At 64.6% G+C, this 15139-nt stretch carries 13 protein-coding genes; 7 read left to right on the forward strand and 6 right to left on the reverse strand.

Annotated elements, in window-relative coordinates:
* Window positions 1-244 precede the first annotated feature (244 nt).
* Window positions 245-1471 (forward strand): flavin-dependent oxidoreductase, encoded by a 1227-nt coding sequence (locus AC0NIL_RS14655; protein ID WP_275952597.1) that lies wholly within the window; start codon window positions 245-247, stop codon window positions 1469-1471.
* 23 nt (window positions 1472-1494) lie between these two features.
* Here AC0NIL_RS14655 and AC0NIL_RS14660 read toward each other — a convergent pair whose 3' ends face one another.
* The gene (locus AC0NIL_RS14660; RefSeq protein WP_275952598.1) at window positions 1495-2388 is read right to left on the reverse strand and encodes a LysR family transcriptional regulator; all 894 of its coding nucleotides are present in this window, start codon (window positions 2386-2388) and stop codon (window positions 1495-1497) included.
* Window positions 2389-2491: 103 nt separating this feature from the next.
* Here AC0NIL_RS14660 and AC0NIL_RS14665 point away from each other — a divergent pair, with 103 nt between their 5' ends.
* Window positions 2492-3229, forward strand: a complete 738-nt coding sequence (locus AC0NIL_RS14665; RefSeq protein ID WP_024501705.1) for an SDR family oxidoreductase — start codon at window positions 2492-2494, stop codon at window positions 3227-3229.
* 69 nt (window positions 3230-3298) lie between these two features.
* The gene (locus tag AC0NIL_RS14670) at window positions 3299-3511 is read left to right on the forward strand and encodes a tautomerase family protein (RefSeq protein WP_013530653.1); all 213 of its coding nucleotides are present in this window, start codon (window positions 3299-3301) and stop codon (window positions 3509-3511) included.
* Window positions 3512-3563: 52 nt separating this feature from the next.
* Here the strand turns inward: AC0NIL_RS14670 and AC0NIL_RS14675 are convergent, their stop codons facing one another.
* A complete protein-coding gene (locus AC0NIL_RS14675; protein WP_013530654.1) occupies window positions 3564-4475 on the reverse strand; it encodes a transcriptional regulator GcvA in 912 nt (303 codons plus the stop codon).
* 217 nt (window positions 4476-4692) lie between these two features.
* Between AC0NIL_RS14675 and AC0NIL_RS14680 the strand changes: the two genes are divergently transcribed.
* From AC0NIL_RS14680 to AC0NIL_RS14690, 3 genes are all read left to right on the forward strand, one after another.
* Complete coding sequence (locus AC0NIL_RS14680; RefSeq protein WP_013530655.1) at window positions 4693-4875, forward strand: YjiS-like domain-containing protein; 183 nt, start codon at window positions 4693-4695, stop codon at window positions 4873-4875.
* Entirely contained in the window at window positions 4872-5762 is an 891-nt protein-coding gene (locus tag AC0NIL_RS14685) for an NmrA family NAD(P)-binding protein (RefSeq protein ID WP_275952599.1), read from the forward strand. Before AC0NIL_RS14680 ends, AC0NIL_RS14685 begins: the two co-directional genes overlap by 4 nt.
* Before the next feature lie 141 nt (window positions 5763-5903).
* Window positions 5904-7460, forward strand: a complete 1557-nt coding sequence (locus AC0NIL_RS14690; protein ID WP_275952600.1) for a serine hydrolase — start codon at window positions 5904-5906, stop codon at window positions 7458-7460.
* A gap of 28 nt (window positions 7461-7488) precedes the next feature.
* On the opposite strand, the gene AC0NIL_RS14695 is transcribed toward AC0NIL_RS14690, so the two are convergent.
* The gene (locus AC0NIL_RS14695) at window positions 7489-8424 is read right to left on the reverse strand and encodes a hypothetical protein (RefSeq protein WP_275952601.1); all 936 of its coding nucleotides are present in this window, start codon (window positions 8422-8424) and stop codon (window positions 7489-7491) included.
* A 159-nt stretch (window positions 8425-8583) separates the two neighbouring features.
* Between AC0NIL_RS14695 and AC0NIL_RS14700 the strand changes: the two genes are divergently transcribed.
* Window positions 8584-9696 carry a KamA family radical SAM protein gene (locus tag AC0NIL_RS14700; RefSeq protein ID WP_275952602.1) on the forward strand — a complete coding sequence of 371 codons (1113 nt, stop codon included), beginning with the start codon at window positions 8584-8586 and terminating at the stop codon, window positions 9694-9696.
* 9 nt (window positions 9697-9705) lie between these two features.
* Here the strand turns inward: AC0NIL_RS14700 and AC0NIL_RS14705 are convergent, their stop codons facing one another.
* Genes AC0NIL_RS14705 through AC0NIL_RS14715 form a run of 3 tightly spaced genes read right to left on the reverse strand, consistent with a single transcriptional unit; the run spans window position 9706 to window position 14917 of the window.
* Entirely contained in the window at window positions 9706-10311 is a 606-nt protein-coding gene (locus AC0NIL_RS14705; protein ID WP_275952603.1) for a 4'-phosphopantetheinyl transferase family protein, read from the reverse strand.
* Window positions 10312-10358: 47 nt separating this feature from the next.
* On the reverse strand, window positions 10359-10808 hold the full coding sequence (locus AC0NIL_RS14710; RefSeq protein WP_198032076.1) for a GNAT family N-acetyltransferase: 450 nt from the start codon (window positions 10806-10808) through the stop codon (window positions 10359-10361).
* On the reverse strand, window positions 10805-14917 hold the full coding sequence (locus AC0NIL_RS14715) for a Pls/PosA family non-ribosomal peptide synthetase (protein ID WP_473572169.1): 4113 nt from the start codon (window positions 14915-14917) through the stop codon (window positions 10805-10807). Before AC0NIL_RS14715 ends, AC0NIL_RS14710 begins: the two co-directional genes overlap by 4 nt.
* Window positions 14918-15139 lie beyond the last annotated feature (222 nt).

The raw sequence follows: 15139 nt of genomic DNA on the forward strand, positions 1-15139 counted from the left end.
TCGCCCGATTTATGTCATTTCGGACGAAACCTAACGCCGGTAGCCTCGTCGTCAAGCCATCTGGAGACCGGCAAAAGTCCTGGACGAAACGCTGCGTGCCATCGCTGCCCGCCATGGTGCCCGCACGGCAGACTTCGTCGCCATGCAACTCGAATATCCCCGGCCACGCGCATCGCCGTGACGTCGCGAAGTCGACGGGCATCTGACCGGCTCGGGGGGACTTTTCACGGCAAGGGAGTGACTGATGAAAGCATTGATCGCCGGGGCCGGTATCGGCGGCCTCACCACTGCTCTGTTCCTGCATGAGACAGGCATCGAGGTCGAACTTTTCGAGCGGGCCGACGACATCCGCGAACTTGGCGTCGGCATCAACATGCTGCCTCACGCTGTCAAGGCGCTGGCCGGGCTTGGGCTGATGCCGGCGCTCGACGCGGAGGGGGTGAGGACACGCGAGCTTGTCTACACCAACCGCTTCGGCCAGATCGTATGGCAGGAATTGCGGGGCATCGATGCCGGCTATGAGGTTCCGCAAATCAGCATTCATCGCGGCCGGCTGCTGGGGCTGATTCACCGGGCCGTGGTGAACAGGCTTGGCGGCGACGTCATCAGCACGGCAAGCCGTGTCGATGCCTTCGAGCAGAACGAGGGCGAGGTCGTGGCGCATTTCCGCCGGCATGACGGCTCGCGCGGCGAGGCCCATGGCGACCTGCTCATAGGCGCCGACGGGATTCATTCCGCCGTCAGGGCCGTGCTCTATCCCGAAGAAGGGCCGCCGATCTGGAACGGCACGATGCTGTGGCGCGGCGCCACGCCATGGCCGGTGTGGCGCGACGGACGCACCATGGCGGTTGCCGGCGGCAATTTCGCCAAGTTCGTCTACTATCCGATCGAGCCGGATCGCGAAGAGACCAGGCTGACGAACTGGGCGGTGATGGCCAATACCGGCGATAGCGGCACATCACCGCTGCGTCCCGGCGACTGGAGCCGCCCGGGCGTGATCGACGATGTGCTGCCCTTCGTGCGTGACCGGTTTCAGCTTGATTTTGTCGACCCTGCCTCGATCATCCAGGCAACGGATGGCTTCTACGAATATCCGAACTGCGACCGCGACCCGCTGCCACGATGGTCGTTCGGGCGGGTGACGCTGCTCGGCGATGCGGCGCATCCCATGTACCCGGTGGGGTCGAACGGAGCCAGCCAGGCAATACTCGACGCTGGTTGCCTTGCGATGCATCTGGCCGCAGGACCGACCGTCGAAGCCGCGCTAACACGGTATGACGGGGAGCGGCGGCCGGCCACATCGGCCATCGTGCTCGCCAATCGGCAAGGCGGACCGGAAGCGGTCATAGACATGGTCGAGGCCCGGGCGCCGCATGGTTTTGATGACATCGACGCCGTCGCTTCGCGCGAAGAACGCAAGAGCGTGGTACGCGGCTATGCGTCCCTGGCCGGGTTTGCAAAGCCGAGTTGATCGCGAGTGGCGCGTTTTGCAGCCTACAGGTTTGCCTCGGCGAAGATGCGCGAGGCCCAGTCGAGGAAGACGCGAAGGCGCGGCGAGAGCTGACGGTTCTGCGGGTAGAGCGCCGACAGCGGCGTCGGCGATGGCGGATAATCAGCCAGCACCTCGACCAGCGTCCCATCGGCAAGATCCTTCTCGAAACGATAGCGCGGCGCCTGGATGAGGCCGAGGCCAAGCCGCGCCAGGTCGGCGGCGGTATCGGAATTGTTGGCGGTGACGCGGCCGGGCAGCCGCACCTCACGGATATTGCCGGCGACAGTGAATTCGAACGGAAGGGTCTCTCCGGTGCGCGACGAGACAAAGCCCACCGCCTGGTGACCGTCGAGCGCATCGGGGGAGGCGGGCGTGCCGTGGCGCTCGAGATAGGCGGGGCTGGCGCAGGTGATCTCGCGGATCATCGCGAGCCGCCGCATGATCATGCCGCTGTCGGGCGGCTCGCCGACGCGGATCACGCAGTCCACGCCTTCACGCACGAGATCGACCAGCCGGTCGCTCTGGCCGATCTGCAGGTCGATGCGGGGATAGCGGTCGAGAAACTCCGGCAGGCGCGGCAACAGGAATGTGCGGGTGAGCAGCGTGCTGGCGTCGATGCGCAGCAGGCCGAAAGGCTCGGCGTTGCGGAAGGCGGCCTCGGCATCCTCGATCTCGGCCAGGATCGACAGGCAGCGCCGATAGTAGGCTTCACCATCCTGGGTGGCGTTCACCTGCCGCGTCGTTCGTTCCAGCAGCCGCGCGCCGAGTTGCTCCTCCAGCCGCCGGATGGCTTCCGTCGCGGTTGAGCGCGGCAGGCCGAGATCGGCCGCGGCAGCGGTGAAGCTGCGCCGCTCCAGAACGCGAACAAAGAGCCGCATCGTGTCCAGCCGATCCATGCTCTTTGTTCGCAGTTCCCGAATAGTGATGTCAATGGGTGGATGATTATCCGGAATTCGGCTTGGCCTATATCCGTGTCACCAACAACGCGGAGAGACTTCGATGACAAATCAAACCAGAACCGCGATCGTGACCGGCGCCTCCAAAGGCATCGGCGCCGCCATCGCACAGCGGCTCGCCCGTGACGGCGTCGCCGTTGTCGTCAACTATGCACGGGGCCGCGCGGAGGCCGAAGAACTGGTCCGCGCGATCGAGACCGGCGGCGGCAGGGCGATCGCCGTGCAGGCCGATATCGCCAATCCGAACGGCATCGCCGTGCTGTTCGACGCCGGCGAGAAGGCGTTCGGCGGCATCGACATCCTCGTCAACAATGCCGGCATCATGAAGATTTCGCCGATCGCGCAGACCGACGATGCTTCGTTCGACACCCAGATCGCGATCAATCTCGGCGGCGTGTTTCGCGGCATGCGGGAAGGTGCGCGCCGGCTTCGCGACGGCGGCCGCATGATCAATTTTTCCAGCAGCGTCGTCGGTCTCTACCAGTCGGGCTACGGCGTTTACGCCGCCACAAAGGCGGGTGTCGAGGCGATGACCCACATCCTGGCCAAGGAGCTTGGCGCGCGCCGTGTCACCGTCAACGCGGTGGCGCCCGGACCGATCGAGACCGCGCTGTTCACGGACGGCAAGAGCGAGGCGCAGATCGAGGCCATCGGCAAGATGATCCCGCTCGGCCGGCTCGGCCAGCCCGACGACATTGCCGGGCTGGTCTCGTTCCTGGCCGGTCCGGACAGCTTCTGGGTCAACGGGCAAATCATCCGCGCCAATGGCGGCGTGGTCTGAGGCGGCAACCAGGCCGGCTTGGCTCTCCTGACTGCCTGACTTCCACACTCGAAAAGCTAAGGAAACATCATGCCATTCGCCAACATCAAGCTACCGCAAGCGGCCCTCTCCAAAGCGCAGAAGGAAGACCTCATCCATCGAACGACCGCGATGTTCGTCGACTTTTTCGGTGAGGGCGTACGCCCCTACACGATGGTGCTGGTCGAGGAGGTCGCCGACGGAGGCTATGGCCGGGCCGACGAAGTGTTCGTCGTGCCGGAAGTTTTTCGCGCGAAGGAGTAGTGCAGGGCTAGACCTCGAAGAGGTGCCTTTCACAAATTGAACCTTTGCCGCATCAGCCATCCTTCGTCGCACCGACCCAGTCGGCGGCCACTTCGGCAAACAGCCAGTCGCGGAACGCCTTGATCTTTTTCTGGCGCAGCGCGCCGTCACGGTAGACGACGTAGTAGCGCGAGGCGGATTTCAGCGCGAGATCGAAGGGACGAACCAGCCGCCCCGCAGCGAGGTCGGCCGAGACCAGCGCGCTTCGGCCGAGCAAGACGCCTTCGCCATGCACCGCGGCTTCGACGGCGAAGGTGGCGGAATCGAAGCGCACGCCGCGCTTGGGATCGATGCCGTCCACGCCGGCCTGTTGCAGCCATGTTGCCCAGTCGATGCGAAAGGCGTCGTGGATCAGCTTGTGATGCCGGAGATCCCCGGGCTGGCGCAGCGGATGTTCGCCTTGCAGCAGTTCCGGGCTGCAGACCGGGAAGACCTCTTCATCAGCGAGAAACTCCGCCGTCACCCCGGTATAGCCGCCCTTGCCATAGCGGATGGCGATGTCGATGCCGTCGCTGACGAAATCGGAAAGCACGCCCGAGGTCGACAGCCGCACGTCGATGTCGGCGTTGGCGCGGTGGAAGCGATGCAGCCTCGGCACCAGCCAGCGGCCGGCAAAACCGTCCGATGTGCTGACATTCAGGATGCCTGCCGTGCGGTCGGGCGTGGCGGCGATGGTGGCGGCGGCGATCTGGTCCAGCGCCGTCCTGACTTCCGATGCGTAGGCCGCGCCGACCGACGTCAGGCGCACGGACCTCGTTCCCCGATCGAAAAGTTGGATGCCCAGTCTGTCCTCGATGTTGCGGATGGCGCGGCTGACCGCGCCATGGGTGACGTTGAGCTCACCCGCAGCCTTGGAGAAGCTCAGATGCCTGGCGGCAGCCTCGAAGGCGGGCAAGGCAGTGAGGGGCGGCAGTCTGCGCGGCATGGTCCACCTGTGAGCGTTGCTCACAAATCATGCACAAAGAGTCGTTTGTCGTCCAGCCCGGAAATGTCCAATCTATAGGGGTAGCAGCGGATCTTGATCGGCTTTCCCACCTCGCCGCTGCGCTGAACGACCAGAAACAGTGTGAGCAATCGTCATGCTTGTCCCCTTGCGGACGGCGTCGGCACGCTTGCGCCTACTGAACCACAGGAGACGAACCATGAAACCGATTCTCGAATCCATCAGCGCCGCGACGAGCGGTCTTGCACTCAGAGCCTCTGCAGTCGTCGAGCGCCGCCGCATGCTGCGCCAAGTTTCACGTTTCTCGAACCATCGCTTGCACGACATCGGATTCGAGCGCGACTGGGACGGCTCCATCCTGCGCAACGGGAGGTCGATATGACCAGCACCCTGATCATCGGCGCGACGGGGCTGCTGGGCAGCGAGATGGCGAAGGCCAGCGCCCGCAATGGCGATCGCCTGCACGTTCTGGTTCGTCCGGCAACACCCGGCGATGAAGAGCGCCTGCGTTCGCTGAAGGAGCTCGGCGCCAAAATCCACGTCGGCGATCTCGACGACTATGACAGCCTTGTCCGCGCCGCCGGTGCGGTGGACCGCGTCATCAGCTCGGTGCATGTGCATTCGGCCAGCGAGATGACGCTGGTGCGGGCGCTGAGCGATGCCGGCGTTTCCCGCTATGTGCCTTCCGCCGGCTTCGGCCTCGACCTCGCCGCCGCCGCACCGGGCTCGATCCCGCCACTCGACCTCAAGCGAGCAGTGTTCGACGCGATCAAGGAGGCCGATCTGCCCTATACGGTGATCTACACCAATGGCTTCTTTTCGACATGGGTGGCGACGCTGGGCGATCTGATGCGCTTCGGCTCGTCGCCCTTGCCGCCCGAAGAGGTGACACTTTATGGCGACGGCAATGTGCCGGCGACGTTCGTCAGCGAGAAGGACATCGCCGCCGTCACCTTGCGCGCGCTGAACGACCCCAATGCCATCCGCAGCGAGATCCGCATCGCCCGAAACAAGATCACCCAGAACGAAATGATCGATCTGTGGCGCCGGGTGAGCGGCCGCTCGCCGCATATCGTGCCTCAGAGTGCGGCGGAGCTTGAGGCGATGATCGCGTCAGCCCCCTGGCTCGGACTGCTGCGGGCATTCTGGATACGCGGCGAGACCGCGCTCGAGACGGCCACGCCGGAAGCCGGAGTGCTGTATCCGGAGCTGGCTTTCGAGACCATCGAGAGCGCCTTTGTTGCGATGGCGGGCGCCACTGGGCGGTAGGAACAGGAGCGCGGCGCTGAAGCTGACGTCGTCGGCGCGGCCGATGAATCCGGCTCGCGGCGTGAGCCGCCCGAGAAGGGCTGGCCTCACCCGTGCGGGCCTGTATCATGGTCATGTGAATTCCTGGGAGGAGGCTTGTGCATGCGGCTGAATCGGAATCTCTGTCAGTGGAGGGTTTGGGTCTTCATCGCCGCAATGGCGCTTTGGCCGCACGCGGCGCCGGCCGATACCCTCACGCCCGAGCGCATCACTGCTGCCCTGTCGAAGCTCGAAGCGCTTGCCGAAGCCGCCGTCGCAGACGGTGCCGTGCCCGGGCTCGCCATCGGCGTCGTGCGCGATGACGAGGTGATCTTCCTCAAGGGTTTTGGGCATCGCGAGGCCGGCAAGCCTGAGACCGTCGACGCCGACACGGTGTTCCAGATCGCCTCCCTTTCCAAGCCGGTTTCCGCCACCGTCGTAGCGGCGTTGGTTAGCGACAGGATCGTGTCCTGGGATTCGAAGATCGCCGATCTCGATCCGGCCTTCAGGTTGGCCGATCCTTATCCGGCAAGCCAGCTCACCGTCCGTGACCTGTTTTCGCATCGCAGCGGGCTTCCAGGCACCGCCGGAGACGACCTCGAGGACATTGGCTACGACCGCGTCGAGATCCTGCATCGCCTGCGGTTCGTGCCGCCATCGTCGAGCTTTCGGGCCGGGTATTCTTACAGCAATTTCGGATTGACAGAGGGTGCCGTGGCAGCCGCGACACCGACGGGAAAGCCCTGGGAGCAGGTCGCCGAGGAGAAGCTCTACCGTCCGCTGGGCATGGCCTCCACGAGTTCCCGCCATTCGGACTTCGTCAAGCGAACCAACCGCGCCGCGCTTCACGTCAAGGTCGATGGCGCCTGGGCAGCGAGGATAGAGCGCGATCCGGATGCGCAGGCGCCCGCCGGCGGCGTCAGCTCTACGGCACGTGACCTCTCGCAATGGGTGCGCCTCATCCTCCACAATGGCGTTTATGCCGGCAAGACACTGATTGCCGCCGATGCGCTAAGCCAGACGCATGTTCCGCTGATAGCGCGCGGCAACAACCCCGTCTCCGGCGGCGCATCGTTCTACGGCCTCGGCTGGAATGTCGAATTCGGCCGACACGGCCTGAGCTGGGGCCACGCCGGCGCTTTCAGCGTCGGCGCGCGTACCCTGGTGACAGTCTTCCCAAAGGAGAGGTTGGGCATAGTCATCGTCGCCAACGCCTTTCCGACTGGCCTGCCGGAGGGATTGTCCGACAGCTTCGCCGATCTCGTCTTCGACGGTAAGGTCGAGAAGGACTGGGTCAAGGCGTGGAATGATATCTATGCGGGCCTGTTCGGTCCGGCGGTCGCGGCGGCCAAGGCCGCCTATGCCGCGCCGCCGTCTCCGTCACGGCGAGCCGGGCCGGGCAGTGTCTATGCTGGCCGGTACGCCAACGACTTCATCGGCGACGCGATTGTGTCGAAAGCGGGAGACGACCTTGTACTCAAGGTAGGCCCGGCCGCCGGCCGGTCCTATTCATTGAGGCATTTCGACGGTGATCTTTTCCTGACCTTCCCCGACGCGGAGACGCCGGACAGCCCCTCGGGTGTAAGTTTCGTGGTCGGCGCTGACGGCAAGGCGTCGGCCATGACTGTAGGTTTTCTCGACGACAATCATCTCGGCACGCTGCAACGTGTGGGGGACTGACTTCCAAATCGACCGGTCCCGCCGGGAGTCAGGATGCCGGGCCGTATCGGAGCAGTTTGAAGCAATCGCCGTTGCCCGATTTCGTCTGTGCCAGCAAGGGCTTAGATCTGTCGATCCATTCCTGATGTGACGTCGCGTCGGCTTCGATCGCGTCGACCGGCGCAAGACTGACAAAGCTGCGTCCGTGGCTGAGAAGCCAGCACGCACGGCCGAGAAAACGCCTGCTGCGCTGGCGCAAGAGGTCGGCATCGTAGAAGATGTCGAGCACCTCGTGCTTGATCTTGCGCTCGGTTTCAGGATTGGCGATCGCAACCTCGATCGGCTCGCCGCCGATCGCATCCTGCAGGTCCTTGTAGTCGAGGGTGAGTTGGGTGATGGCATATTTGATCTCGCTCTCGTCGCGCACGATGTCGAACCATAGCGTCGGATCGAGCTCGTTGACGACGAACGACGACTCGAAATCGCGCGACAGGTTGAGGATGTCGAAGTCCCGGATGTCGACGTCGCGCTCAACCAGCAGGATTTCGCGGATCTGCTTGCCAAGCTCCGCTCCCTGCGCGCCGATGGCGGCGTTGGTTCCACCAAGTTCGGGACTAACGTAGGCCCCGCCGTCATCCAGCAGCGCGTCGAATTCGCCAAGTGACTCGACGAGGGGAGCGCCGCGAGCGATGCGCGCCGCCAGCTTGGCCAGAACCTGCTGGAGATCCGTTTCGCGTCTGCGCTGGTCCTGGTAATTCTGCTGGAAAAAGAAGATGAACAGCGACACGCCGATGCCGATCAGGATCACGCCCAACTGCGAGAAGATGTTACGGTAGTATTCCAGCAGCTTTTCGCGATGACGCACGTCGTCGCGCACACTGTGGGCGACGCGCAGATTGACGATCAGCGACAGGATGAGCAGCCCAGTACCGACGAGGATGAGGCCGCCGATGAGCAGGTAACCATGGCCTGTGCTGAAGTCCATTCGTTTTCCCTGAAGCCCAGACTGCGCAGAATAGTGCCATTTTGGCTAAATACCTACGGATTTGCAGGCGGTGGATTTGATGGCGGCGACCACCCCAGAAGGTTGACCCGCCTGGCCATCCGGCCGATAGCTCCGCCAGAAACTGCCCCGAGAACCCTGATGACTTCAGACACGAACCTCCACGATGCACGCTCCGCCGATCCTGACACCGCCTGGCAGGCGGACGTCCGCGCCGGCGTGCGCCACGTCCGCGACCTTGACCGCCTCCCGCTGTCGTCAGCCGAGCGCGCAGCCGCCCAGGCCGCGGCGGCGAACCACAAGGTGCGCGCGCCCAAAGCCTATCTCGACCTGATCGACTGGAACGACCCGGCTGATCCGATCCGGGCGCAGGTCATCCCCTCTCCGCAAGAACTGCAGGAGGTGGAAGGCGAACTCGACGATCCGATCGCCGACCATGACTTCAGCCCGGTGCCGCGCTTGACGCATCGCCATGCCGACCGGGTGCTGCTGTTCCCGACCTATCAATGCGCGGTCTATTGCCGGTTCTGCTTCCGCAAGGAATCTCTGACCTCGATCGGCAGGGGCTATACGCGCGAGGCGCTGGAGCCGGCGCTGGCCTATATCGCCAAGCATCCCGAAATCCGCGAGGTGATCCTGACCGGCGGCGATCCGCTGTCGCTGCCCGACAAGGCGCTGGCCGAAATCCGCGCGCGCATCGAAGCGATCGCGCATGTGCGGCTGCTGCGCATCCACACGCGCGTTCCGGTGGCGCTGCCGTCGCGCATCACGCCGGGGCTGGTTGCGGCCCTGCAGGGCCGGCTGATGGTCACCATCGTCACCCATTTCAACCACGCGCGGGAAATCACTCAGGCCACGGAAACCGCCTGCCGCACGCTGCGGCAAGCCGGCTTCGTGTTGCTCAACCAGAGCGTTCTGCTCAAAGGCGTCAACGACAGCGTCGAGGCGCTGGAGGAGCTCTGCCGCGAGCTGATGTATCGCCTCGGCGTCAAACCCTATTACCTGCACCATGGCGACCTCGCGCGCGGCATGGCGCACCGGCGCACGACTATTGCGCAGGGGCAGGCGCTGGCTGAAGCGCTGCGCGCGCGGCTGTCGGGCATCTGCAACCCCGTCTATGTGCTCGACCTGCCGGAAGGCGGCGGCAAGGTGCCGATCGGACCTTGCCATGTCGAGGGACGGGACGGCGAGAACTGGCGGCTGCGCGGGCTCGATGGCGAGGTGAGGGCGTATACGGAGATCGTTGGCGAATAGGACTGCGCGCTAACCCCTGTCTTTCTCGACAAACGCCAGCACCACCACGCGCGGGGCAACGCAGTAGGCGAGCCTGGCCTTGCGGCCTGTCTTCGTCGTCGCACAGCCTGCGTTCAGGTCGACGGTGATGTCCTCATAGCCCAGCACCTCGCGATCGAGCGGATAGACGGCCTTGTAGACGGCTTCCTTGGCGGCAAAGAGGATGCGGCCGGCAAGATGCCGGTCGGCTGCGTCGGTGCGGTCCGCGGGTGTTGTCACGAGCGCCAAAATGTCATCCGGGAGAGGCTGCGCGGGCTCGACGTCGATGCCGAGCGAGGCGATATCGCCAACCGGTGCAACCGCCGCTACCGCCATGTCGTCGTCGTGCGCGAGCGAACCCATTATTCCCTCGGGCCAGACAGGCGCGCCGGACGGCGTGCGCAGGATGGCGGCGTCGCCGACGCCAAGCTCCGCCAGCAGTCCGTGCGCGATCCAGCGGGCCGCGCCGCTGGCGCGCCGCATGCCAGGCTGGCGCGCGGCGATGGAATGCGCTTCCCCAGGCAGCAGATGGGCTTCATCGCCTTCGCGGATCAGGCGGCATCCGATCCGGACACCGCTCGGCGCGATCGCGGCCATAGCCTCCAACAGGGTCGTTTCCTCCGATGAATTCGCAGCGGGCGGCGTCAACGATCGACCATCGGCAGGACGGCGATCATTTCTCCGTCCTCGTCGATGCCTTGTTCCACGAAGCCGGCGCCGCGATAGAGGTGGCGCGCGGCCTCGTTCTCGGGCTCGTAGCAGATCGAAACCTCCCTGATATGGTCGAGATTGCCGATCTCGTCGAGCAAGGCGCGCAATGCGGCCTTGCCATAGCCTTTGCCCTGGTGGGCGCGGTCGATCATGAAGCGGTAGACCAGCGCCTCGTTGTCCGACGCATCGTACATCAGGAAACCGACGACACGGGTCCCGGCCATGATGGCGCGCGGCCGCGCGTCTTCGTCGGTTTCGGCTTCTTCGAGGGACTCCGAATTGCTGGCGACGAAATCCCTCTGCTCCGGAGCCAGTTCCAGGGCCGCGACCAGGGCGCGGTTGGCCCTGGTCACGGCAACGAGACGGATGTCCTCGGTGTTCAAGCCGATGCCTTGGCCGAGGACTCGGTGATCGGCTCGACGAAGCGATGCAGCTTGGCCGGGTTGCCGCGCCAGATCGAGTTGGGCTCCAGCTCTTCGCCCTTCATGACGAAGGAGTCGACATCGACCACCGAGCCTTCGCCCATGACGACGCCGTAGTGGACAAACGCGGAGGGTCCGAGCGTGCAGCCCTTGCCGATGCGGATGAAGTCGGACTTGAAGGCGCCTTCCTCCAGCGAATGGGCCTGGATGACGCAGCCCTCGTTGAGGGTGGCGTCGTCGCCGATCTCCACCAGCGAGCGTTCTGTCAGATTGCTGCCGCCGTCATAGACACGGCTGCCGATCTTGACGCCCAGCATGCGCAGGATCATCGGCCGGAATGGCGTGCCGGCGAACAGCCGCACGATCGGCGAATCCGCCAGCTTCCAGTGGCGTTCATGACGCCAGAACGCGACGTCATAGATCGTCGTCATCTGCGGCTTCAGCCTGCCGAAACCAAGACTTGCCCGTTCCACGAAGATGTAGAACGGAATGGTGATCGCCGAGGTCAGCAGCACGGCGACGAACAGTGCGACTTCAGCCCATTCGGTGTAGTAGTTCAGCGCCCGGTCCCAGATCGCCAGCGTGGCGAACAGCATGACCCATTGCGTTGCCACGAACAGCAGGATCGTCACCAGATTGTGGCGGTTCTTCAACGGGATGCGCCGGCGCCGGTCGTCCTCGTCGATGCCGGCGATGAGTTCCTTGTCGCGGTTCACCATGCGCGGGATTTCAAAGGCAGGCGAACCCAGAAGCCCGACATTCTCGCGCAGCGGCCCGTCGATGGGGATCATCACCTTGGTGCCGAGCAGGACGTTGTCGCCGGTGCGGCCGTCCGGCGGATAGTAGATGTTGTTGCCGAGATAGTTGCGCTCGCCGATTCTCGTCGGCTCGAGCCTGAAGGCGGCGGCGGATTTGTGCATGTTGATCATGAACAGCCCGTCCGACACCATGGTCTCGGTGCCGATCTCGCACAGAAGCGGGTTTTCGTGCTGCTGGTTGGAGCCGAAATTGGAGCCGGTCTGCACCACTTTGTTGAGGTTCCAGCCGATCGCTCGCATGTAGTGCACGATGGCCGAGCTGTCGCCGGCCAGCAGGCCGAGCACGCGCGAGTTGCTGGAGAATTCAGCGACGGTCTGCAGCCAGTAGCGGAAGCCGTACAGCGTGTAGGTGCGGCCTGGCTTCAACAGCAGGCTGACCAGGCGCGGCACCAGCGTCGCCGCCAGGAAGGATGCGGCCATGTAGCCGATCAGCGTCACCGTGGTGCCGATCGCGACGACGCCGATGGTTTCCTGGTAGTCGTCGCCGACATTTTCCCAATAGCTGTGGAACAGGAGCGGCAAGGGGGTGACGATGGCAAACAGGCCGATCAGCTGAACCGCTTCGAACAGGAAGCGCCGGATGTTGGACGGATCGACATTGCGCACCTTGCAATAGTCGGCCGTGGTCGGCACGGCCGGCGAGCCATGCCAGCGTTCGCCGTCGGGGATGCTTTGGCCGCGGTGCAGCGAGGACGAATGGCCGAGCTGGGCGCCGTCGCCGATCCTGGTGTCGATGTCGAGCGTCGAGCCGACGCCGACAAAGGCATCGCGGCCGATGGTCAGCGGCCCGGTGTGGATATAGCCGGACTGTGCCCGGAAGCCGAGGATCATCGATTCCTTGCGCAAGATGGTGTTGGCGCCGATCGAGATGAGATCCGTGCAGACGGGCACGGATTTCGATTCGATGACGGCGTTCTTGCCGAGCCTGGTGCCGAGAAGCTGCAGGTAGATGCTGTAGAGCGGGCTGCCGCGGAACAGCACGACGGGCGCGGTGCGGATCAACGTCTTGACCACCCAGAAGCGGAAATAACGCACGCCCCAGATGGGAAACTCTTCCGCCTTCCAGCGGCCGACCAGCACCCATTTGGCGAGGACGGCAAAACCCGACATGCCGAAGAACACGGCGGCCGAAAGCGCCACGCACCTGATGTAGAGCTGCAGCGGATCGTCGAGCGCGTCGTACATCCAGTTGAGGCCGCCATTGATCGCCCACAGGGCGCCATAGCTGTAGAGCCCGTAGAACATCAGCTGTGCGGCGCCGCAGGTCCAATAGGCAAGATTGGAGGCCCGCCGCGTGAGGACGGGTTCGTTGGTGGCCGTCGTCATCTCGTCCACTACGCCCAGATGCAGCGCCAGCCGCGCCACGGTCGGGTGGAGATAGATGTCGCGCATCGACGCCGTCGCCCATTCCTTCCTGGTGCGCACACGGGCGCAGAAATGCGCCATCAGCAGCGAGTTGGCGCCGAGATCGTCGAAGAAATTGTCCTCGACGGACACTTCGTCGAATTTCAGCACCGCGGCCAGCGCGTCGGCCAGGAAACGCTCGTCGTCATTGTTGGGCGCGACCATGGCGCGATCGCCCGAAAGCCGCACGCTTGTCGGCTTCGGCAGCTGGCGCAAATCCACCTTGTTGGAAACGGTCATCGGGATCGCCGGCAGCTCCTCGAGATAGGAGGGCACCATGTAGTCCGGCAGCCGCCGCTTCATCGTCCTGGCGAGGTCCGCGCGCGAGATCGCCGTCTGGCCGGCCTTCGCTGCGAAATAGGCGACGAGTTCGACGCGGCCGGGCTCGATCTCCCAGGTGGTGACGGCGGCTTGAGCGATCTCGGGCTGGTCGAGCAGCACCGCCTCGATCTCGCCGAGCTCGATGCGGTAGCCGCGGATCTTCACCTGGGTGTCGATGCGGCCGTTATACTCGATCTCGCTTTGGTCGTTGATGCGGCCAAGGTCGCCGGTGCGGTAGATGCGCTTCGACGGGTTGTTCGGCAGGCCGACGAAATCGGCGATGAATTTCTGTTCGGTCAGGTCGGGCCGGTTGAGATAGCCGACCGCGAGCCCGATGCCGGCAATGCCGATCTCGCCCAGTTCGCCGGGTTCGGCGAGCTGCGGCAGCGAAGCGTCGAGGATGACGATCGAGTAGGTCGGCAGCGGTGCGCCGATGGTGACGGGACTGTCCGGCGTCAGCGCGCCCATGGTGGCGGTGACGGTCGCCTCGGTCGGGCCATAGGTGTTCAGGATCTGCCGCCCCGGCTTCGACCAGCGCACCACCAGATTGTGCGGACAGGCCTCGCCGCCCACCAGCAGCGTGCGCAGGCTGGGCACATCCGATGTCATCGACGACAGCAGCGTCGGGCTGCAGGCGATGCAGGTGATGTCATGGAGCCGCAGGAAATCGGCGAGTTCCTCGCCCACCAGCGGCATCTGGCCAGGAGCGGGCACCACCGTCGCGCCGGCGACGAACGGCACCCAGATTTCTTCGGAGGAAAAGTCGAAGGCGATCGTCATGCCCTGGTAGACGCGGTCGCCCGGCCGGTAGCCGTAGGAGGCGGCGGCGACGCGGATGAAATTGACGAAACTCTGGTGCTTGATGACGACGCCCTTGGGCTTGCCGGTGGTGCCCGACGTGTAGAGGATGTAGCAGGTGTCGTCCGCTGAAGCGGCCTTCGCATGCGGCTTCAGCGGCGCGTCGGACTGTTTGGTGATTTCGGCAGCAGTGCTGTCGATCAGCAGATGCGGGACCGGCAGCTGGCCGGCGCGCGACGCATAGGCGGCGATGGTGACGATCAGGCTGACGCCGGCGTCTTCGATGATGAGCGCCATCCGCTCCTCAGGGAACGCGGTCGCCAGCGGCACGAAGGCAGCGCCCGCCTTCATCACGGCGAGCAGCGCGACATAGGTCTCCGCCGAGCGGTCGAGGATGAGCCCGATGCGGTCGCCCGGCTTCACGCCGCGCTTGACCAGCAGGCGGGCGAACTGGTTGGCCCGCCTGTCCAGTTCACGATAGGTCCAGACACGCCCGTCGGAGATTACCGCCGGCAGCGCTGCGAACATCTCGGCAAGCTGTTCGAAGACGGTGTCGAGCCGCTCGCCGGGCAAGCCTTGGCGGGCAAAGTCGGCGCCCGTCAGGATTTGCCCGCGCCTGGCTGTCGCGGGAGCCGTTCTTACCAGCGCATCGACACCTGCCGGGCCGCTTTCCAGCCCCGATCGTTCCGCGTCCAGTTCGGCGACATCGACACCGTGATCCATTTCCATACTTTCCCGTCCAGGCCGGGCATTGCCCGGCACGGCCATTTTTCCAGTTGTTGTGGGATGCTTATGCCATCCGATCTTTTCGGCAGTTTTTCCGAACTGTTGAATATTGTTTCTGAACTGTGTCTGGGCGGGGTTTTGAGCCTCCCTTGGCGGCTGCGCCCGGCGGCAACGCCGGCGCGCGCGCCAGCGTTTTTCTGGAACCAGCCTTGAGGCCCCGCATTC

The sequence above is a fragment of the Mesorhizobium sp. WSM1343 genome (assembly GCF_055901535.1).